The 20831-nt window shown below is 60.3% G+C and carries 20 protein-coding genes; 7 read left to right on the forward strand and 13 right to left on the reverse strand.

Annotated features, from left to right (window positions below; genetic code table 11):
• Positions 1 to 10 precede the first annotated feature (10 nt).
• The 6 genes from pheS to AHA_RS11765 form a co-directional block, all read right to left on the reverse strand.
• Positions 11 to 994, reverse strand: coding sequence for a phenylalanine--tRNA ligase subunit alpha (pheS, locus tag AHA_RS11740; RefSeq protein WP_011706167.1), 984 nt, complete (start codon positions 992 to 994; stop codon positions 11 to 13).
• 316 nt (positions 995 to 1310) lie between these two features.
• Positions 1311 to 1667 carry a 50S ribosomal protein L20 gene (gene rplT / locus AHA_RS11745; protein WP_005300683.1) on the reverse strand — a complete coding sequence of 119 codons (357 nt, stop codon included), beginning with the start codon at positions 1665 to 1667 and terminating at the stop codon, positions 1311 to 1313.
• Positions 1668 to 1682: 15 nt separating this feature from the next.
• Complete coding sequence (rpmI, locus tag AHA_RS11750; protein ID WP_005300673.1) at positions 1683 to 1880, reverse strand: 50S ribosomal protein L35; 198 nt, start codon at positions 1878 to 1880, stop codon at positions 1683 to 1685.
• A gap of 86 nt (positions 1881 to 1966) precedes the next feature.
• Positions 1967 to 2515 (reverse strand): translation initiation factor IF-3, encoded by a 549-nt coding sequence (gene infC / locus AHA_RS11755; protein ID WP_026080374.1) that lies wholly within the window; start codon positions 2513 to 2515, stop codon positions 1967 to 1969.
• Positions 2516 to 2518: 3 nt separating this feature from the next.
• Positions 2519 to 4447: a threonine--tRNA ligase gene (gene thrS, locus AHA_RS11760; RefSeq protein WP_011706169.1), complete on the reverse strand. Its 1929-nt coding sequence runs from the start codon at positions 4445 to 4447 to the stop codon at positions 2519 to 2521.
• A 236-nt stretch (positions 4448 to 4683) separates the two neighbouring features.
• The gene (locus tag AHA_RS11765) at positions 4684 to 5271 is read right to left on the reverse strand and encodes a tetratricopeptide repeat protein (RefSeq protein WP_026080375.1); all 588 of its coding nucleotides are present in this window, start codon (positions 5269 to 5271) and stop codon (positions 4684 to 4686) included.
• Positions 5272 to 5445: 174 nt separating this feature from the next.
• Here AHA_RS11765 and AHA_RS11770 point away from each other — a divergent pair, with 174 nt between their 5' ends.
• Positions 5446 to 6504, forward strand: coding sequence for a PA0069 family radical SAM protein (locus AHA_RS11770; protein ID WP_011706171.1), 1059 nt, complete (start codon positions 5446 to 5448; stop codon positions 6502 to 6504).
• Between the two features lie 30 nt (positions 6505 to 6534).
• Here AHA_RS11770 and AHA_RS21710 read toward each other — a convergent pair whose 3' ends face one another.
• Both AHA_RS21710 and gyrA read right to left on the reverse strand, forming a co-directional pair.
• On the reverse strand, positions 6535 to 6705 hold the full coding sequence (locus AHA_RS21710) for a hypothetical protein (RefSeq protein ID WP_162901943.1): 171 nt from the start codon (positions 6703 to 6705) through the stop codon (positions 6535 to 6537).
• A gap of 306 nt (positions 6706 to 7011) precedes the next feature.
• On the reverse strand, positions 7012 to 9759 hold the full coding sequence (gene gyrA, locus AHA_RS11775) for a DNA topoisomerase (ATP-hydrolyzing) subunit A (protein ID WP_011706172.1): 2748 nt from the start codon (positions 9757 to 9759) through the stop codon (positions 7012 to 7014).
• Positions 9760 to 9960: 201 nt separating this feature from the next.
• On the opposite strand from gyrA, the gene ubiG reads away from it, so the two are divergent.
• The 5 genes from ubiG (at position 9961) to yfaE (ending at position 15726) form a co-directional block, all read left to right on the forward strand.
• Positions 9961 to 10677 carry a bifunctional 2-polyprenyl-6-hydroxyphenol methylase/3-demethylubiquinol 3-O-methyltransferase UbiG gene (ubiG, locus tag AHA_RS11780; RefSeq protein ID WP_164927653.1) on the forward strand — a complete coding sequence of 239 codons (717 nt, stop codon included), beginning with the start codon at positions 9961 to 9963 and terminating at the stop codon, positions 10675 to 10677.
• Positions 10677 to 11363 carry an HAD family hydrolase gene (locus AHA_RS11785; protein ID WP_011706174.1) on the forward strand — a complete coding sequence of 229 codons (687 nt, stop codon included), beginning with the start codon at positions 10677 to 10679 and terminating at the stop codon, positions 11361 to 11363. The genes ubiG and AHA_RS11785 overlap by 1 nt, the downstream gene beginning before the upstream one ends.
• 578 nt (positions 11364 to 11941) lie before the next feature.
• A complete protein-coding gene (gene nrdA, locus AHA_RS11790) occupies positions 11942 to 14209 on the forward strand; it encodes a class 1a ribonucleoside-diphosphate reductase subunit alpha (protein ID WP_016350655.1) in 2268 nt (755 codons plus the stop codon).
• A 66-nt stretch (positions 14210 to 14275) separates the two neighbouring features.
• Complete coding sequence (gene nrdB / locus AHA_RS11795; protein ID WP_011706176.1) at positions 14276 to 15409, forward strand: class Ia ribonucleoside-diphosphate reductase subunit beta; 1134 nt, start codon at positions 14276 to 14278, stop codon at positions 15407 to 15409.
• Complete coding sequence (gene yfaE, locus AHA_RS11800) at positions 15406 to 15726, forward strand: class I ribonucleotide reductase maintenance protein YfaE (protein ID WP_029300960.1); 321 nt, start codon at positions 15406 to 15408, stop codon at positions 15724 to 15726. The genes nrdB and yfaE overlap by 4 nt, the downstream gene beginning before the upstream one ends.
• Positions 15727 to 15844: 118 nt before the next feature.
• On the opposite strand, the gene mltA is transcribed toward yfaE, so the two are convergent.
• Positions 15845 to 16996, reverse strand: coding sequence for a murein transglycosylase A (gene mltA, locus AHA_RS11805; RefSeq protein WP_011706178.1), 1152 nt, complete (start codon positions 16994 to 16996; stop codon positions 15845 to 15847).
• Between the two features lie 150 nt (positions 16997 to 17146).
• Between mltA and AHA_RS11810 the strand changes: the two genes are divergently transcribed.
• A complete protein-coding gene (locus AHA_RS11810; RefSeq protein ID WP_011706179.1) occupies positions 17147 to 17398 on the forward strand; it encodes a DUF1289 domain-containing protein in 252 nt (83 codons plus the stop codon).
• A 24-nt stretch (positions 17399 to 17422) separates the two neighbouring features.
• On the opposite strand, the gene AHA_RS11815 is transcribed toward AHA_RS11810, so the two are convergent.
• From AHA_RS11815 to AHA_RS11830, 4 genes are all read right to left on the reverse strand, one after another.
• The gene (locus tag AHA_RS11815; RefSeq protein WP_011706180.1) at positions 17423 to 18580 is read right to left on the reverse strand and encodes an AGE family epimerase/isomerase; all 1158 of its coding nucleotides are present in this window, start codon (positions 18578 to 18580) and stop codon (positions 17423 to 17425) included.
• A gap of 85 nt (positions 18581 to 18665) precedes the next feature.
• A complete protein-coding gene (locus tag AHA_RS11820; protein WP_011706181.1) occupies positions 18666 to 19514 on the reverse strand; it encodes a PTS system mannose/fructose/sorbose family transporter subunit IID in 849 nt (282 codons plus the stop codon).
• Positions 19514 to 20317 carry a PTS mannose/fructose/sorbose/N-acetylgalactosamine transporter subunit IIC gene (locus AHA_RS11825; protein ID WP_011706182.1) on the reverse strand — a complete coding sequence of 268 codons (804 nt, stop codon included), beginning with the start codon at positions 20315 to 20317 and terminating at the stop codon, positions 19514 to 19516. The genes AHA_RS11820 and AHA_RS11825 overlap by 1 nt, the downstream gene beginning before the upstream one ends.
• Positions 20318 to 20329: 12 nt before the next feature.
• Entirely contained in the window at positions 20330 to 20824 is a 495-nt protein-coding gene (locus AHA_RS11830; RefSeq protein WP_011706183.1) for a PTS system mannose/fructose/N-acetylgalactosamine-transporter subunit IIB, read from the reverse strand.
• Positions 20825 to 20831: the final 7 nt, after the last annotated feature.

The following is a 20831-nucleotide window of genomic DNA, read 5'->3' on the forward strand; positions in this document are numbered from 1 at the left end:
TCTCTCGCCCTTACTTGAACTGCTTGAGGAAGCGCAGGTCGTTTTCGAAGAAGGCACGCAGGTCGTTGACCCCGTAACGCAGCATGGTCAGGCGCTCAACGCCCATGCCGAAGGCAAAGCCGGAGTATTTTTCCGGATCGATGCCGACCGAACGCAACACGTTCGGGTGCACCATGCCGCAGCCCAGCACTTCCAGCCACTTGCCGTTCTTGCCCATCACGTCCACTTCGGCGCTCGGCTCGGTGAACGGGAAGTAGGAAGGACGGAAGCGAATGGTCAGGTCTTCCTCGAAGTAGTTGCGCAGGAAGTCGTGCAGGATCCCTTTCAGCTCGGTGAAGCTGGCATGCTCGTCGACCAGCAGGCCTTCGACCTGGTGGAACATCGGGGTGTGGGTCATGTCGTAGTCGTTACGATAGACGCGGCCCGGCGCGATGATGCGGATCGGCGGCTGCTGATGTTCCATGGTACGGATCTGCACACCGGAGGTGTGGGTACGCAGCATCAAATCAGGATTGAAGTAGAAGGTATCGTGATCGGTACGCGCCGGGTGGTGAGCCGGGATGTTCAGCGCATCGAAGTTGTGGAAGCCATCTTCAATCTCGGGACCACGGGCAACCTTGAAGCCCATCTCGCCAAACAGGCGCTCGATGCGCTCGATGGTGCGGGTCACCGGGTGCAGACCGCCATTCTCGATGCGGCGGCCCGGCAGGCTGACGTCGATGGTCTCGGCGGCCAGCTTCTGGTTCAGCACGGCGATTTCGAGGGCTTCACGACGCTCGTTCAGGGCATCCTGAACCTGCTGTTTGGCCTGGTTGATCACGGCGCCCGCAGCGGGACGCTCTTCAGCGGACAGGGCGCCCAGGCCCTTCATCTGCTCGGTAAAAAAACCCTTTTTACCCAGATATTTGACCCGGATTTCGTCAAGGGCGGCGATGTCGCTTACGCCCTCAATTTCGGCCCTGGCTTGGCCGACTACTTCTTCAAGCTGTTGCATGTCTTCCTCGTCACCACTCCCGGTACAGGAGCCTTTAGGCTAAATAAGGTCAAGAGGGGAATAATACAAAAAAAGCCCCTTCACTGACCATAGTTAAGGTGCCCTTTTCTCCCTAGAAATCATTTTGTTATCAAGTAGGGCTTCGAGCCGGACCGGCTTCTTCTTCGTGATTGGCTACACAATTTTAGTTTGATGGCATATGAAGCCATATGTATGGCTATCATGATGGTAGAGTCATCACCGTCTGCAAGCGGCAAATGACAGACAACAAAAAAGGAGGCCTAGGCCTCCTTTTAGCATTTATAACAGAACCGGATTAGACCAGAGCTGCTTTGGCCTTTTCAACCAGGGCGGTGAAAGCCAGCTTGTCGTGAACGGCGATATCGGACAGGATCTTGCGATCGATCTCGATGGAAGCCTTCTTCAGACCGTTGATCAGACGGCTGTAGGACAGACCGTTCTGACGGGCTGCTGCGTTGATACGCGCAATCCACAGTTGACGGAACTGACGCTTTTTCTGGCGACGGTCACGGTAGGCATACTGACCAGCTTTGGTTACCGCTTGTACCGCTACGCGGTAGACACGGGAACGGGCGCCGTAGTAACCCTTGGCGGCTTTCATTACTTTCTTGTGACGAGCGCGAGCGGTCACACCACGTTTAACTCTTGGCATTTTTCACATCCCCCCTTATGCGTACGGCAGACAAGCGACAACACGTTTGTGGTCGGCAGCGGAAACAAAGAACTTCGGTCCCAGCTGACGCTTACGCTTACTGCTCTTCTTGGTCAGGATGTGACGCAGGTGGTTGTGCTTGCACTTGAAGCGACCTGAGCCAGTTTTCTTGAAGCGCTTTGCGGCGCCCCGGTTGGTTTTCATCTTCGGCATTTCATACTCCGCATTGTGAGTGACAACAAAATCGCAAGGCGAACCGACTCATGGGACCAGCCCCATGAGTCAATTTCTTGTGGGCCTTAAGATTTCTTCTTAGGTGCGAGGACCATCACAGCTTGACGGCCTTCGACTTTCGGGAACGATTCGACTACGGCCAGCTCTTCCAGATCGTTCTTGACGCGCTCCAGAACCTTGATACCAAGTTCCTGGTGGGCCATTTCACGACCACGGAAGCGCAGGGTGACCTTTGCCTTGTCCCCGTCTTCCAGAAAGCGAACCAGGTTGCGTAGTTTTACCTGATAGTCGCCTTCGTCGGTGCCAGGACGGAATTTGATTTCCTTGACCTGGACGACTTTCTGCTTTTTCTTCTGTTCTTTGGTGGTCTTGCTCTTTTCGTAGAGGAATTTGCCGTAATCCATGATCCGGCAAACGGGCGGCTCAGCGTTCGGACTGATCTCGACCAGATCCACTCCGGCCTCAAGGGCCAAGTTCAGGGCATCCTGGATGGAGGTGATGCCAATGGCTTCACCATCCAGACCAGTCAGACGAACTTCTTTCAGACGGATCTCTTCGTTGATCCGGTGAGCGCGGGCTTGCGGTTGCTTGCCCAGTTTTTTTCCGCCTTTTATAGCTTATTCCTCCACTTTCTTTTGTCCGCGGGTCTGAACTTCCTGGGTCAACAGAGCAATCAGCTCTTCAACAGGATAAGTGCCCAGGTCAGCCCCTTTACGAGTACGCACTGCAATCTTGCCGGCTTCTACTTCTTTGTCGCCGCAGACCAGCATGAAGGGTACTCGCTTCAAAGTATGCTCGCGGATTTTAAAGCCAATCTTCTCATTTCTCAAGTCCGCTTTTGCGCGAAGGCCCGCATCATTCAATGCTTTGGCTACTTTCACTGCATAATCGGCCTGATTGTCGGTGATATTCATGACCACGGCTTGGGTCGGTGCCAGCCAGGTCGGGAACAGTCCGGCGTACTCTTCGGTCAGGATCCCGATGAAACGCTCCAGCGAGCCCAGAATGGCACGGTGGATCATCACGGGAACATGACGTTCGTTGTCTTCACCCACGTAGGTGGCGCCCAGACGGCCCGGCAGGGCAAAATCGAGCTGCACGGTACCACATTGCCACGCACGATCAAGGCAATCGTGCAGGGTAAATTCGATCTTGGGACCGTAGAAGGCCCCCTCACCCGGCTGCAGATCGTACTTCAGGCCGTTCAGCACCAGGGCCTCGGCCAGCGCGGCCTCGGCGCGATCCCAGGCTTCATCGGAGCCGATACGCTGTTCCGGACGAGTGGAGAGCTTGACCACGATGTTCTCGAAGCCGAAGGTGCCATAGACGTCGTAGACCATGCGGATACAGGCCGACACCTCTTCCATGATCTGCTCTTCGGTACAGAAGATGTGCGCGTCATCCTGGGTGAAACCACGTACCCGCATCAGGCCGTGCAGGGAGCCTGACGGCTCGTTGCGGTGGCAGGAGCCAAACTCGGCCATGCGCAGCGGCAGATCGCGGTAGGATTTGAGACCCTGGTTGAAGATCTGCACGTGACCCGGGCAGTTCATCGGCTTGATGGCGTACTCGCGGTTCTCGGACTGGGTGGTGAACATGGCCTGGGCGTATTTCTCCCAGTGACCTGAACGCTCCCACAGCACGCGATCCATCATGAAGGGGCCTTTCACCTCCTGATAGTCGTACTCTTTGAGCTTGCCGCGGATGAAGGTTTCCAGCTCGCGGAAGATGGTCCAGCCATCGTTGTGCCAGAACACCATGCCGGGCGCTTCTTCCTGCATGTGATACAGGTCGAGCTGCTTGCCGATCTTGCGGTGGTCGCGTTTGGCGGCCTCTTCGAGGCGCTGCAGGTAAGACTTGAGTTGCTTCTTGTCGGCCCAGGCGGTGCCGTAGATGCGCTGCAGCATCTTGTTGTTGGAGTCGCCGCGCCAGTAGGCACCGGACATCTTCTGCAACTTGAAGTGGTGGCAGTGACGCATGTTGGGCACATGCGGGCCGCGACACATGTCGATGTACTCTTCGTGATGATACAGACCTGGCTGGTCATCACGGGCAATGTTCTGATCCAGGATCTCGACCTTGTAGGTCTCGCCACGGGCTTCGAACACGTCGCGTGCTTCCTGCCAGGAGACCTTCTTCTTGATGACGTCGTAATCCTTGGCGGCCAGCGCCAGCATGCGCTCTTCCAGCGCCGCCAGATCTTCGTCGGTCAGGGTGCGATCGAGATCGATGTCGTAGTAGAAACCGTTGTCGATGACGGGACCGATGGCCATCTTGGTCTGGGGCCAGAGTTGCTTGATGGCATGACCCAGCAGGTGAGCACAGGAGTGGCGCAGGATGTCCAGACCTTCTTCGTCTTTGGCGGTGATGATGGCCAGGGAGGCATCGGCTTCGATCAGCTCGCAGGCATCCACCAGTTCACCGTTTACCCGACCGGCAATGCACGCCTTGGCGAGACCGGGACCGATGTCCGCGGCCACATCCATGACGGAAACGGCGTGGGCAAATTGACGTTGGCTGCCATCAGGCAGAGTAATGATTGGCATTGTGTGTTTCCTTATACAGTGGTGCCCCCTACCAAAGGGCACATGCGGGATGGAAAGATTCATTCAAAAATGGGTGATGTTCTGGCTCTCCACAGCACTTTGCGAAGGCGCCCCGCGACGCAAACAACCCGTTCAACGTCGCAAGACAAACCAAAAACCGGACCATGCTACCAGAAGTAGGCGGGACTGTATCGGGTTTGCTGAGATTTTCTACAGTCAGATGAAGTGCTTGGCAGCTATTCCCCCAGCAGGGGCTGCCAGTTGAAATCAAACGTGGAGCTCCCCTCCTGCGCCAGTTCCAGCTCCTGCAGCACCTTGAGCGCCAGCTGATTGCCCTGCTTGGCGGCCTGATAGAGCCACTCCTTGGCACGGGGCAGATCGACCCGCCCGCTGACCCCCATCAAATGCAGCACGCCCACCTTCAACATGGCGGGCACATCGCCGTTCTTGGCCGCCAGCTCCATCCAGTGAAACGCTTCGCGCAGATCCCGCTTCACCCCGGCCCCCCGCAGGTAGACCTCCCCCAGCCGGTATTGGCCGAAGGCATCCCCCGCCTGCGCCGCCTGACGATAGAGCGTGATGGCCCGGCTGATATCCTGCTCGCTCCCCTGCCCCACTTCATGGCTCCAGCCCATCAGGGCCTGGGCCCGCGGCTGGCCCTGCTCGGCCAGCGGCGACCAGATCCGGGTCGCCTCATCGAAGTGACCGGTGCGCCAGGCGCGATTGGCCGAGGCCAGCTCCTGCTCGGTGGAGAGCGGGATCAGACGCCAGATAACCAGTGCAATGACAGCGATGAAGAGCCAGCGGGAGGTGATGGGTGCCATGATGATTTCCGTGATCCAGTTCGCATTTCGTCTATGTAAACGAAATGTAGCGCCGCGATCAAGCAAGAGATCCCTTTGACATGCTTTTTATGGCCGGCTGGGTCGGCAGAACTTGCATTCGGCAATGAGGGTCAGCATGATACCTGTATATATAAACAGTATTGGTAGGGTGCGATGGCAGGTCGAGGCAGTTCCCACAATGTTGATCACCGTTTCAGCGGCCAGCGGGTCGATGCGGTCGACGACGGCTGGTCCCAACCCGAGTGGGAAGCGGCATTTGCCGCCAGCGATCCCCGCACCGAGGTGACGGAGATCAGCGCCCGCAGCATCATCAGTTACAACAGCTCTCCCGACGTCCCTTTCAGCCGCTCCATCAACCCCTATCAGGGCTGTGAACACGGCTGCATCTATTGCTACGCCAGACCGAGCCACGCCTATCTCGAGCTCTCCCCCGGCCTCGACTTCGAGACCCGCTTGTTCGCCAAACTCAATGCCGCCGAGCTGCTGCGCCGGGAGTTTGCCAGACCCGCCTATCAGCCGCAGACCATAGTGCTGGGAGCCAATACCGACCCCTATCAGCCCATCGAGCATCGCTATCGCCTCACCCGCCAGCTGCTCGAGGTGATGCTGGCCCACCGCCATCCGGTCGGGATCATCACCAAGAGCGCCATGATATTGCGCGACCTCGATCTGCTGACGGAGCTGGCCCGGGAGGGGCTCTGCCAGGTGATGGTGTCGGTCACCACCTTGAATGAAACCCTGCGGCGACAGCTGGAGCCAAGAGCCAGCACCGGGGCCGGCCGGCTCAAGGTGGTGGAGAAACTGGCCGGCGCCGGCGTGCCGGTCGGTGTGCTGGCGGCGCCCATGATCCCGCGCCTCAACGAGCCCGAGCTCGAGCAGATCATCAAAGGCGCTGCCGAGGCCGGAGCCCATTGCGCCGACTATATCCTGCTGCGACTGCCCCACGAGCTGGCGCCGCTGTTCAGTGACTGGCTGGATGAGCACTATCCCGGCCAAAAGAAAGCGATCCTCAACCAGCTGCGGGCCAGCCGGGACGGCGCCCTCAACAGTCCCGCCTTCGGCAGCCGGATGCGGGGAGAAGGCCAGTTTGCCGATGATCTGCTGGCCCAGCGCTTTCGGTTGATCGCCAAGCGGCTCGGGCTCGGCAAGCGCCATTTTCAACTGCTCCAGGATGCCTTCATCCGCCCTGGCGAGCAGTTGCGGCTGTTCTAGGCGCCCGTCAAGCCCGCCACGGACAAGGCCTTAGCCCCTTGGTCGCGACGCACTGGCCTTGCTGCTGTGGGCAATCAACTCGGCGGGCAATCGGGCTGGCTCATGTGCCACCTCAGGTTCATGTTCGCCTGCGCGGGCATCCATCTCTGCCTCGCCCCATACCCGGCTCCACCAGATCTCCCACATTACCCAGCTGGTCATGACATGCTCCTGACAGGCGTTGCCTGCGTCTATGGTGGTTTCTCTCCAACGGGAGCAGCATGGCTGGCCGCCATGACAGAGCGATGACGTTCACATGAAGGAGCCGTGTCGAGGCCATGCTCCCATCAGGGCAGACTGGCAAGCGGGTAGTGCCCGTTCTTCCTGCCATGGCAGGCAAGCTCGGACAGAGGAAAAAGGAAGAAAAGGAAGAAAAGGAGAGAGGATAACGGGGGGCGCCAGCGCCAAGCGAGCCAATGAAAAGAGCGGCCATGAGGCCGCTCTTTGGTATCGGGTAAAGGGGAGCGATTATTCGTCGCCTGCTTCACCTGCATCGACAGCACCGGTGTCCGCTGCGGTATCGGTGCCTTCAGACACCTCCCCTTCAACGGCCAGCACTTCGTTTTCGTCTTCGTCGCTTTCGGCAACCCGCTGCAGACCGACCACGGTCTCGTCTTCACCGGTACGGATCAGACGCACACCGCCGGTGTTGCGGCCGATGACGCTCACCTCGGACACCCGGGTACGAACCAGGGTACCACCGTTGGTGATCAGCATGATCTGGTCGGTATCTTCGACCTGGATCGCATCGATCACCTTGCCGTTGCGCTCATCCACCTTGATGGAGATGACGCCCTGGGTACCACGGCTCTTGGTCGGGTACTCGTCCAGCGCGGTACGCTTGCCGTAACCGTTCTCGGTGGCGGTGAGGATGGCCCCGTCGCCACGCGGCACGATGAGGGACACCACCTTGTCACCGGCGCCCAGCTTGATGCCGCGCACACCGGCAGCGGTACGACCCATGGGACGTACGCCCTTGAAGGTGCCCTTGCTTTCGGTGCCTTCGCCGTTGTCGCTGCCATCATCATCGTTGCCGGCGTCGTCGTCGGTGTCGACTTCGTCAGTGGCATCGGCATCAGCGCGACCGCTGCCTTCCGCGAAGCGAACAACCTTGCCCGCATCGGAGAACAGCATGATCTCGTTGCTGCCATCGGTGATGTCCACCCCGATCAGCTCATCACCCTCTTTGAGGTTGATGGCGCGGATGCCGGAGGAGAGCGGACGGCTGAAGTCGGACAGGCTGGTCTTCTTCACGGTACCGTTGGCGGTGGCGAAGAACACATACTTGTCGGCGTCATATTCTTTAACCGGCAGAATGGCGGTGATGCGCTCACCCTCATCCAGCGGCAGCAGGTTGATGATCGGACGACCGCGGGCGCCACGGGACGCCTCCGGCAGCTGATACACCTTGAGCCAGTAGACCTTGCCACGGGTGGAGAAGCACAGAATGGTGTCGTGGGTGTTGGCCACCAGCAGACGCTCCACAAAGTCCTCTTCCTTGATCCGGGTGGCCGACTTGCCACGACCACCGCGGCGCTGGGCCTCGTAGTCGGAGAGCGGCTGATACTTCACGTAACCCTGGTGAGACAAGGTCACGACCACGTCTTCCGGGGTGATCAGATCTTCGATGTTGATCTCGGCACTGGACATGCTGATCTCGGTACGACGCTCGTCGCCGTACTGCTCGCGCACGGCCAGCAGTTCGTCACGGATCACTTCCATCAACCGTACCGGGCTCGCCAGGATGAACAGCAGCTCGGCGATGAGATCCAGCAGAGATTGGTACTCTTCCAGGATCTTCTCGTGCTCGAGGCCGGTCAGCTTGTGCAGACGCAGGTCAAGGATGGCCTGGGCCTGCTGCTCGGTCAGATAGTAGTGACCTTCGCGGATGCCGAACTCGGGTTCCAGCCACTCGGGGCGGGCCGCGTCGTCACCGGCTTTCTCCAGCATGGAAGCCACGTTGCCGAGCTCCCAGCCACGGGCAACCAGGCCCGCTTTCGCGTCGGCCGGGGTCGCGCTGTGGCGAATGAGCTCGATGACCGGGTCGATGTTGGCCAGCGCCACCGCCAAGCCTTCCAGGATGTGAGCCCGATCCCGCGCCTTGCGCAGTTCGAACACGGTCCGGCGGGTCACCACTTCACGGCGGTGCAGCAGGAACGCATCCAGGATCTCTTTGAGGTTCATCACCTTGGGCTGGTTGTTATCGAGCGCCACCATGTTGATGCCGAATGTGGTCTGCATCTGGGTGTGTTTGTAGAGATTGTTCAGCACAATCTCGCCGGACTCGCCGCGCTTGATCTCGATAACGATGCGCATGCCGTCCTTGTCGGACTCATCGCGCAGGGCACTGATGCCCTCGATCTTCTTCTCTTTGACCAGCTCGGCGATCTTCTCGATCAGCCGCGCCTTGTTCACCTGATAGGGGATCTCGTGAACGATGATGGTCTCGCGACTGGTCTTCTCGTCCACCTCCACTTCGGCCTTGGCACGCACATAGACGGAGCCACGACCGGTACGGTACGCCTGCACGATGCCGGAACGACCGTTGATGATGCCACCAGTGGGGAAATCCGGGCCGGTGATGTAGGTCATCAGCTCGTCGATTGTGAGGTCGCCGTTCTCGATCAACGCCAGACAGCCGTTGACTATCTCGGTGAGGTTGTGAGGCGGAATGTTGGTCGCCATGCCCACCGCAATACCGGAGGAGCCGTTGACCAGCAGGTTGGGAACCTTGGTGGGCATGACTGCCGGGATCATCTCGGTGCCGTCATAGTTTGGCACCCAGTCCACGGTCTCTTTGTCCAGATCGGCCAGCAGCTCGTGGGAGATGCGGGCCATCCGCACTTCGGTGTAACGCATGGCGGCGGCGCTGTCGCCGTCGACCGAACCGAAGTTGCCCTGACCATCGACCAGCATGTAACGCATGGAGAAATCCTGCGCCATGCGAACGATGGTGTCATACACGGCACTGTCGCCGTGCGGGTGATATTTACCGATTACGTCACCGACCACACGGGCCGATTTTTTATAGGGCTTGTTCCAGTCGTTCCCCAGCTCGTTCATTGCATACAGAACGCGGCGGTGAACCGGTTTCAAGCCATCACGCACATCCGGCAGAGCTCGTCCTACGATCACGCTCATGGCGTAATCAAGATAGGAACTCTTGAGCTCTTCTTCGATGTTGACCGGCGTGATCTCTCTGGCCAGATCGCTCATAGAAAGCCTTAATCCCTAATTAGTTGTTCTTTGGCTTAAACAGCGCGACATGGTAACACACTGAGCCAAATACCTTAAGCCACAAATCCGGTAACAAGTCGGGCTGGTGTGACAAAGTCCGTCCGTTATAATGCCCGCCAGGACAACAGATTGCGCGCGCCCCACCCAGCCTGCGCGCCCTTGCCACAGGATCATCAAAAAATGCACAGTGATGCCAATGTCGATCTGACAGAAATTGCCAAATTCGAAGCCATCGCCTCCCGCTGGTGGGACATGGAGGGAGAGTTCAAGCCGCTGCACCAGATAAACCCGGTGCGCCTTGACTGGATCACCGACAAGAGCGGCGGCCTGTTCGGCAAGCGCATCCTCGACATCGGCTGCGGCGGCGGCATTCTCGCCGAGAGCATGGCCCGCCGGGGCGCCAAGGTCACCGGCATCGACATGGGCAAGGAGCCCCTCGGGGTCGCCCGCCTCCATGCCCTCGAGGCGGGCGTGGAGCTCGAGTATCGCCAGATCACCGCCGAGGCCCACGCCGATGAGGCCCCCGGCCAGTACGACGTGGTCACCTGCATGGAGATGCTGGAGCACGTGCCGGATCCCGCCTCCGTGCTGCGCGCCATCGCTACCCTGGTGCGCCCGGGCGGCAAGGTGTTCGTCTCCACCATCAACCGCAACCCGAAAGCCTATCTGATGATGATCCTCGGCGCCGAGTACCTGATGAAGATGGTGCCCAAGGGTACCCACGACCACAAAAAGTTCATCACCCCCGCCGAACTGTGTCGCATGGGTGAAGCGGCTGGCCTGCAGGTACGGGACATGAGCGGGGTGCACTACGCGCCGCTCTCCAACAGCTTCAAGCTCGGTCGCAACGTCGACGTCAACTACATGGTGGCGTTCGAGCGCCCGGAGCAAGGCTGATGACGACTCACTCTGCTGCGCCCCTTGGCTGTGTGCTGTTCGATCTGGACGGCACCCTGCTCGACACCGCGCCCGATCTGGGGGCCGCCGTCAATCACGTGCTGATAAGCGAAGGCTTTGCCCCCCTCTCTGACGACATCATCCGTCAGACCACCTCCCACGGGGCGCTCGGGCTGCTCAGGGCCGGCCTTGGCGACGAACTGCTGGAAGAGCTGGGCGCCACCCGCCTTCGCACCGCCCTGCTCGACTACTACGCCGCCAACCTCTGCGTTGGCACCCGTCCCTATGAAGGGATGGTGGATCTCATCGAGTGGCTCGACGAGAAGCAGCTGCCCTGGGGCATCGTCACCAACAAGCCGGGTTTTCTCACCGAGCCGCTGCTGGCAGCCCTGCCCGCGCTCGCCAGTTGCGGCGTCACCGTCAGCGCCGACACCCTGCCGGTGCGCAAGCCCGACCCAGCCCCCATGTACTTTGCCTGCGACCAGCTTGGCGTCGAGGCGAGCCACTGCCTATATGTGGGAGATCACGTGCGCGACATCGAGGCCGGCCGCAACGCCGGCATGCGCACTGCGGTCGCCGGCTGGGGTTATCTCAATGACGACGAGGATCCGGCCCAGTGGGGCGCCGATCTGCACTTTGACACCGTGCAGGCCCTGCACCACTGGCTGCGCTACGAGCTGGGCTGAGATTGCCAACCCGTGCCGGGCCCCCCAGGTACAGGAAGCAGACAACAGAGATGGATAACAAAGGCAGCTTTGCCGTCAAAGGGTGGCCAGATGAGCACTGTTGATTGATCGCAGCAGTGCCTTGGCAGTGACCACGGGGGATCCCCAGCGATCCCCCGTTTTGGCGGTTTGACAAGCAGGGAAACGGCGAGATCGGACACCTTTTGACCCTTGCTGCACAAGGGATAATCAGGCTGAATTTGCTAGTAAAAACACCCCCTTTTCGCAAGCAAAAAAAGTTATTTAAATTTTCCATGTTCGATCATCAGACTTGCATTTACCGGATCGGACGGATGAAAACCCACTCGCTGTGAGCGTCCACTAACACAGAGCGGAACACCCACAATTTATCCACAGCTAATCCCTTATCCACAGATTGCAAAGCCGGGCCGACCTCACTATCTTGTAGCTCGAAATCAAAATAACACTATATCTTGTGATTCATCGCACAATAGGTCCCCACTTCCCACGCCTCTCACAGGCCTGGAGGCGAACGCCGTGCGATGGTTTTTCGGGAATCAACTAAAGGTCATCAGCCAATGAACTTGTTTGTGACGAAGCGTAACGGCCACAAAGAACCCATCGATCTGGATAAAATTCACCGCGTGCTCGACTGGGCTGCCGAGGGTCTCGACAACGTGTCGGTCTCCCAGGTGGAACTCAAGTCCCACATCCAGTTCTATGACGGCATCCGTACCGCCGATATCCACGAAACCGTCATCAAGGCCGCTGCTGACCTGATCTCCGAGCAAAGCCCGGACTACCAGTACATGGCCGCCCGCCTGGCCATCTTCCACCTGCGCAAGAAGGCTTACGGCCAGTTCGAGCCGCCCCACCTCTATCAGCACGTCGCCAAGCTGGTGGACATGGGCAAGTACGACAAGCATCTGCTGGAAGACTACAGCCAAGCCGAATTCGAGGAGCTGAACCAGCACCTGGATCACTGGCGCGACATGGACTTCTCCTACGCGGCGGTCAAGCAGCTGGAAGGCAAGTACCTGGTCCAGAACCGCGTCACCGGCGAAATTTACGAGAGCCCGCAGTTCCTCTACATCCTGGTAGCGGCCTGCCTCTTCTCCAAGTATCCGAAAGATACCCGTCTGGACTACATCAAGCGCTTCTATGATGCGGTCTCGACCTTCAAGATCTCGCTGCCGACCCCGATCATGAGCGGCGTGCGCACCCCGACCCGTCAGTTCAGCTCCTGCGTGCTGATCGAGTGCGACGACAGCCTGGATTCCATCAATGCTACCGCCAGTGCCATCGTGCGTTATGTCTCCCAGCGCGCCGGCATCGGCATCAACGCCGGCCGCATCCGTGGTCTGGGCAGCCCGATCCGTGGCGGCGAAGCCTTCCACACCGGTTGCATCCCCTTCTACAAATACTTCCAGACTGCCGTGAAGTGCTGCTCCCAGGGCGGCGTGCGCGGCGGTGCGGCCACCCTGTTCTACCCGCTGTGGCACACCGAAGTGGAGAGCCTGCTGGTACTGAAGAACAACCGCGGCGTGGAAGAGAACCGGGTCCGTCACATGGACTACGGCGTGCAGATCAACAAGCTGATGTATCAGCGCCTCATCAAGGGCGGCGACATCACATTGTTCTCCCCGTCCGATGCACCTGGCCTGTACGATGCTTTCTTCGCGGATCAGGACAAGTTTGAAGCGCTCTACGTCAAGTACGAGCAGGATCCGAGCATTCGCAAGAAGACCCTCAAGGCGGTCGATCTCTTCTCCCTGATGATGCAGGAGCGCGCCGGTACCGGTCGCATCTACATCCAGAACGTGGACCACTGCAACACCCACAGCCCGTTCGATCCGAGCGTGGCGCCGGTACGCCAGTCCAACCTCTGCCTCGAGATTGCGCTGCCCACCAAGCCGCTCAACAACGTGGATGACGAAGAGGGCGAGATCGCACTTTGCACCCTGTCTGCCTTCAACCTGGGTGCCATCGAGAAGCTGGAAGATCTGGAAGAGATGGCCGATCTCGCCGTGCGCGCTCTGGATGCCCTGCTCGACTATCAGGACTACCCGCTCAAGGCCGCGATGAAGGGCAGCATGAACCGCCGTACCCTGGGGATCGGCGTCATCAACTACGCCTACTACCTGGCGAAGAACGGTGCCCGCTACTCCGACGGTTCCGGTCTGGCGCTGACCCACCGCACCTTCGAGGCGATCCAGTACTACCTGTTGAAGGCCTCCGTGCAGCTGGCCCGCGAGTTCGGTCCCTGCCCGGCCTTCAACGAGACCACCTATGCCCAGGGGATCCTGCCCATCGATACCTATAAAAAGGATCTGGACAACCTGTGCAACGAGCCGCTGCACCTGGACTGGGAAGCCTTGCGCGAAGAGATCCGCACCGTGGGTCTGCGCAACTCCACCCTGACCGCCCTGATGCCGAGCGAGACCTCCAGCCAGATCTCCAACGCCACCAACGGCATCGAGCCGCCGCGCGGCCTGGTGTCGGTCAAGGCCTCCAAGGACGGCATCCTCAAGCAGGTGGTGCCCGAATATGACCGCCTGAAAGATCAATACGAACTGCTCTGGAAGCAACCGAGCGTCGATGGTTACCTGCAGCTGGTCGGTATCATGCAGAAGTTTGTGGATCAGGCGATCTCCGCCAACACCAACTATGATCCCGCCCGTTTCGAAGGCAACAAGGTACCGATGAAGCAGCTGCTGAAGGACTTGCTGACCGCCTACAAATACGGCCTCAAGACCCTCTACTATCACAACACCCGTGATGGTGCGGACGATGCCCAGACCGATCTGCAAGATGACGGTTGTGCCGGCGGCGCCTGCAAGATCTGATGAACCGGGCGGGAGCATGAAGCTCCCGCCCTCCTGTTTCCCCTTATTCAAGACATTCAAATCACCATGGCCTATTCAACGTTCTGCCAGACCCAAAACGACCAGCTCAAGGAGCCGATGTTTTTCGGCCAATCGGTCAACGTGGCCCGTTATGACCAGCAAAAACACGAAGTGTTCGAACGGCTGATCGAAAAGCAGCTCTCCTTCTTCTGGCGCCCGGAAGAGGTGGACGTCTCCCACGACCGCATCGACTTCCAGGCCCTGCCGCCCCACGAGCAACACATCTTCATCTCCAACCTGAAGTACCAGACCCTACTGGATTCCATCCAGGGTCGCAGCCCCAACGTGGCGCTGCTGCCGCTGGTCTCCATCCCGGAGCTGGAAACCTGGATCGAGACCTGGGCCTTCTCGGAGACCATTCACTCTCGCTCCTACACCCACATCATCCGCAACATCGTCAACACCCCCGCTCAGGTGTTCGACGACATCGTCACCAACGAGCAGATCCTGAAGCGCGCCGGCTCCATCAGCCACTTCTACGACGATCTGATCGAGGCGACCGCGCTCTACAACCTGCACGGTGAAGGCACCCACCGGGTGGCCGGTCGTGACGTGACCATCACCTTGCGCGAGCTGAAAAAGAAACTCTATCTGTGCCTGATGAGCGTCAACGCGCTGGAAGCGATCCGCTTCTACGTCAGCTTCGCCTGCTCCTTCGCCTTCGCCGAGCGCGAGCTGATGGAGGGCAATGCCAAGATCATCAAGATGATCGCCCGCGACGAAGCGCTGCACCTGACCGGGACCCAGCACATGCTGAACCTGATGCGCAGCGGCCAGGACGACCCCGAGATGGCCGAGATTGCCGCCGAGTGCGAGCAGGCCTGCTTCGAGCTGTTCAAGGAAGCCGCCATCCAGGAGAAGGAGTGGGCCGAGTACCTGTTCCAGGACGGCTCCATGATCGGCCTGAACAAGGACATCCTCTGCCAGTACGTGGAGTACATCACCAACCTGCGCATGAATGCGGTGGGTCTGCAGCCAGCCTTTGCCGGGGCCAAGCAGAACCCTATCCCCTGGATCAACACCTGGCTGTCGTCCGACAACGTACAGGTCGCCCCGCAGGAAGTGGAAGTGAGCTCCTACCTGGTGGGTCAGATCGACAGCGAAGTGAATGCCGAAGACCTGGGTGATTTCGAGCTGTGAGTGACGCCACCGGCACGCTGACCCCTGCCCCGCACGCGGCTCCCGCCCAGAGCGACGCAGGCTCGCCACGGGTGCATACCCAGGATGGCGTGCTGCACGCCCATCCCGGCGAGAGCGTGCTGGAGACCCTGGAGCGCCACGGTCATCACGTGGAGTTCCAGTGCCGCAGCGGCTATTGCGGCGCTTGCCGCACCCCGCTGCTGGCAGGCAAGGTGCACTATGCCGCCGTGCCGCTCGCCTTTGTCTCAGAGGGAGAATGCCTGCCCTGCTGCTGCAAACCGGTGGGTGCCATCCGGCTGGACATCAAGAAGCGCTGAGCCCCCTCAGGTTCACGTCAGCAAACAAAAAGCCGCCGGATTGCTCCGGCGGCTTTTTTACATCCATCTCTATGCCTGGTGGGCGGGCGGCTGATGCACCACCCGCCCCCACAGGGCCTTACAGCCAGGGCGCGGCGGTCGGCCCATGGTGCAGACCCAGCTTCCAGACCCGGCCGAAGTGCTTGTAGTGACCGGCCGCGACACCGGCCTTCTCGCCCATGCCGTGGTAAAGATCGAGGTGGCCCTTCTTCACCGCACCACCCACATCCAGCGCGATCAACAGCCGCAGCTGATGCTTGCCGGTCCAGTTGCCCTCTTTGTCCAGCAGCGGCACTTCCGCCAGGATCGGTGTGCCCATCGGCAGCAGGGTCTTGTCGGCGGCCACCGCCGCCATCGGCAGCAGCGGAATGCCGGCGGCCCCGATCACGTCGTTGGTGGGGCGACGCTCGAAGAAGACATAGGAGGGGTTCTGCTCCACCAGCTCCTTGACGCTCTCCTCCGGCTGACGGTTGGCCCACTCCTTGATGGCCTTCATGGACATCTGCTCCTTGGGCACTTCGCCACGATCGATCAGTACCCGGCCAATGCTGACGTAACCGTGACCGTTCTTGCCGCTGTAACCCAGATATTGCAGCCGATCGTCGTCACCATAGTGAACGAAGCCCGAGCCCTGCACGTCCATCAGGAAGTTGTCGATGAGGGATTTGCTGTAGCCCAGCTCCAGCCCGCGGTTGGCCAGGGCCCCCTGGTGGATCTGGGCCCGGCTCGGGCAGCGCCCGCCGCATTTAGGCATGGCATAGATGGGGTACTTGTACTTGGCATCCGGGCGGTGACGCACCTCCAGCACCGGCGAGTAGTAGCCGGTGAACAGCACGTTGCCCATCCGATCCGAGCCGCCCAGCTGGGCCAGGCTGATGCCGTAACGGGTGATCTGAGCGGGATCGCCGCCATTGGCCACCCAGCGGGAGAGTTGATGGTAAAGCTCGCCGTAGCGACGGGTCATCTTGCCGGAGCGCTCCAGCACCAGCCGGCTCTGGGGGCCGAACTTGCTGTAGTCGGCGCGCTGTCGGCTGTTGACCCGCTCCACTCGCACCAGATCATCAGGCAGGGGACCGTCCAGATACTGCTTGCCCAGATTTTCCGGCACCTCGCAGTTGAGAAAACATCTGGCATCGGGTTTGTTTTTGGGCACCTGGGCTTGTTCAGAGTTGCCCGCACAACCGGCCAACCCCAGCACTGCGGCGGTCAGCCAGTAAGCGTGTTTATTCATATGTCCTCATATAACACCAAGGGTTATGTTCGGCGGGGAAGATGCCAAATTTGCAGGGGGAAAGCAAACGCCTTCAGGCCTGGGACGGCGGATTTCTCCAAAGGGGATCTTCTGGGTTATAACAAGGTAACAGGGTGTGAGAGGCCATGGATGGAACAGCTCGAAATCTTCCCGCTGCAGAGCCCCTGCATCGGGGTCTGCGAAGTGAACAACAAGGGCTACTGCAAGGGGTGCCTGCGCAGCCGCGAGGAACGCTTCAACTGGCTCACCATGAGCCATGCCCAGCAGCAAGAGGTGATGCGCCTGTGCCGGGGTCGCAAGGCGCGGGTGGAAGCTGCCCGCCGCAAGTCGCTGGAGGGAGCCCAACCCGAGCAGCCAGAGCAACCTGGCTGGGATTTTTAAACCCAGCCCTTCTTTTATCCCTTTTTACCCCTCCCTTTGCGCCACCCGCACCAGCTCGCTGAACGCCACGAACAGGTGATAGAAGGTGCTGGCCGGTGCATGGCCGGCCAACGGCGCCCCCATCACATCCACCTGATCTAGCCACTGACCCGGCAGCGCCGGCATCAGGTAATAGTCAAAGATCCGCCCCACCACGGCACCAATCCGGTGCGCAATCTCAGCCTCCCCTCGCCGCTCGTAGGCTGCCAGCAGCGCCTTGAGCTGCTCGGTCTGACACCAGAGCCGGCTGGTCGCCCGATAAGGCCGCCCGTCATCGGTGAGTTCATCCAGCACCAGCCCGGTCGGTCCGTGGCCGTGAGCGGCGGCAAAGCGGGTCAGAATCGCGATCCCCTCACCTATCTCGCGCTCACTCGGCCCACACTTCCACCCTTGCGCCAATGTCCGATAGCGGGCCAGCAGCCAGCACCACTCGTAGTGATGACCCGGGTCGATCAGGTGCGAATCGGGATGGGTCGGGAGAAGCCGCTCATCGAAGAACTCCCGCAGCAAGGCGGGCTCCAGAAAACGCTGGCGAAACAGCTGGTAAAGTCGATGGGTGCGTCCCTGCCAGCGCGGCTCATCAAAGCTCTCCGCTGCCACCAGCAGCGCTTCGAACAGATGCATATGGGGGTTTTGACTGCGCAGCGCGCTTGGCGGAAAGCGAGAGTGAAACCCGCCGTACAGGGGATCGGCAAAGAGCAGTTCGATGGCCTGATAGCGCGACTCGGCCTGCTGCTGCCAGCGCGGCTCGCCGCTCAAACGGTAGAGCCAGCACTCGGCCAGCAGGGCAAAGGCGTATTCGTAGCAACACACCGCACTGTCGGCAGGCGAATCATCCGCATTGAGGGAAAACAGCTGGTTGCCGGTGCCATCATCAAAGTGCCTCATGCCGAACCTGGCGCAGCGCTCTGCCAGCTCGCCCCCCTCATACCAGCCGAGCAGGGCGGCGTGGCTGAACACATAGATCTGGCGACTCTGCACCCGAAAACGAATGGGCTGCCAGAGCGGCGCGCCTGCGCCATCCAGCCCTTCGGCAAACAGCCCCCGCGCCCAATCAAAGCCGCTTGCCCCCCAGTGAGGCAGCGCCTCCTCCAGCAGCCAGCGTCGACAACGCTGCGCCGCCTCTCTTATCTCGTCATGCATCTCAGCACCTCTTCAGCCAACCCAGCCCATAAAAAGGGAGAGCCCTGCTCTCCCCTGTCTGTGCTCACCTCAACTCTTGAACGGCCTAGAACAGCCCGACGGCGACCCCGACAAAGGCCACGACCAGCAGCCCCAGCATGGCCTTGACCGGCGAGACGTTGCGTCTGGCCATCAGATACCAGGTGCCCAGCACCACCAGCAGCGGCATCAGTTTGGGAAAGATGCCGTCCAGCATGGCCTGCAGCTGGATGTTGACCCCGTCCGAGGTGACGAAATCGAGCCCGGTGGAGAGATTGACGTAACTGGCCGCCACCCCGCCCATCACGAAGATCCCGAGCAGGGAGAGCGCCTCGCGCAGCTTGACCGACTCCGAGCTCACCAGCGCCTCCACCGAGCCGGTTCCCATCCGGTAACCCTTCATGAACAGCATGTAGGAGCCGGTGATGACGATGGCGTTGAAGCTGATGATGTAAAAGAGCGGCCCCAGCACGCTGCCACCGGCAGCCAGCGCCATGCCGATGCTGAGCAGAATGGGCACCAGCATGCCCGGGATCATGGAATCCCCGATCCCGGCGATGGGCCCCATCAACCCCACTTTCAGGGTGTTGATGGTCTCGCCATCGATCCGCTCGCCGTTGGCCCGCTTCTCCTCCAGCCCTACCGCCAATCCGTTGATGATGGCGCCAAGCTGAGGCTCGGTGTTGTAGAAGGAGGCATGACGCTTCATCGCCTCCGTCCGCTCCGCCTTGCCGGGATAGAGCTTCTTGAGCGCCGGCATCATGCCAAGGCAGAAGCCGAAGGATTCGAGCCGCTCGAAGCTCATGGAGGAGAGGTTGTACATCATCCAGGCGCGCCAGCAGGCACGCAGATCCTTGAGAGTGAGGGCCACCGGCGCCTTGTTCACCGGCTGGCCCGCTTGCAGCTGTGCGTCCATCAGAATTCATCCTCATCGTCGGTCTGGGTGGCAGCACGGGCAGCCGGTGCAGGGCGCGGCTCCGGCTTGTAGTTGTAGTGGATGAGCGCGAGCAGGGCGCCGATCATCACCAGCCCCACCATGTTGAGCTTGAGAAAGACGATGCCGACAAAGCCCACCAGGAAGTAGATCAGCATGCTGCTCTGCTTGATGATCTGCTTGAGCAGGATGGCGATGCCGACCGCCGGCAGTATGCCGCCCACCACCGTCATGGTGCGGATCACCAGCTCCGGCAGGCTGTTCATGAAGCCTTCGATGTACTGGTTGCCAAAATAGACGGCGATGAAGGTGGGCACGAAGCGCAGCACGAAGTTGCTGGCCTGCGGGAAGATGGCGCTGTTGAGATAGACCCCCTGCTCATCCCCCTGCTCCAGCGCCACGTCGGCCCTGTGGTTCCAGTAGGAGTTGAGCACCATCATGAAGTTGAAGAGGATGGTGCCGGCGATGCCGATGGTGGCGGCAATGGCCACCGCTACCGACGGCTCCTTGCCCGACAGTATGCCCAGCGCAATGGCCGGAAAGGCGACGAAGTTGAGATCCGCCGGCATGGAGCCGCCCGGCGTCACCATGGCGATATAGACCGCCTGCACCGCCACCCCGATGAGGATCCCGGTCTGGATATCACCGAGGATGGCCCCCACCAGCATGCCCGAGACCAGCGGGCGGGTGATGGTGTACCAGCCCCCGGTCAATCCCAGCAGCCAGGGGCTGCTGAGGGCACCGAGATAACAGAGTATCCCGATGAGTGTTGCTTCCAGAAACATGATGTCTGCTCCCTATTTCAGCTTTTTCTGGGCATCCGCCCAGCTGTAGTGGCTGGCGTCCGGCACCAGCCGAAAGTCAATCTCGTGGCCAAGGCCGGCCAGATAGTCAAAGGCGGCGATCTCCTGCGCCGTCACCGACTGGTTGGGGCCTATGGTGGTGGTCTGCTCGCGGGCACTCATGGGCCCGACGTTGATCTTGCCATTGTGGTTCTCAAGAGAGATGCCGGCGGCGCAGAGCCGCTGCAGGGTAACCGGCGACTTGCCGATCACGAAGTAGCGCTTGTCACTGGCGATCACCTTGGGCAGCTTGGCAATGGCCGTCGCCACATCGAACAACCACACCTTGGTGTCCGGCACAGCGCCGATCATCACCTGGGAGAGCAGCGGATCGGCCGCCACCTCGTCATCAATCGCGACGATGCCGTCGCAGGGCAGCTCTCTGGCCCAGCGCGTCACCAGCTGGCCATGGATCACCCGATCGTCAATGCGTACAAATGAAATCGCCATCTCGCTC

This window comes from Aeromonas hydrophila subsp. hydrophila ATCC 7966 (genome assembly GCF_000014805.1).
GTDB lineage: Bacteria > Pseudomonadota > Gammaproteobacteria > Enterobacterales > Aeromonadaceae > Aeromonas > Aeromonas hydrophila.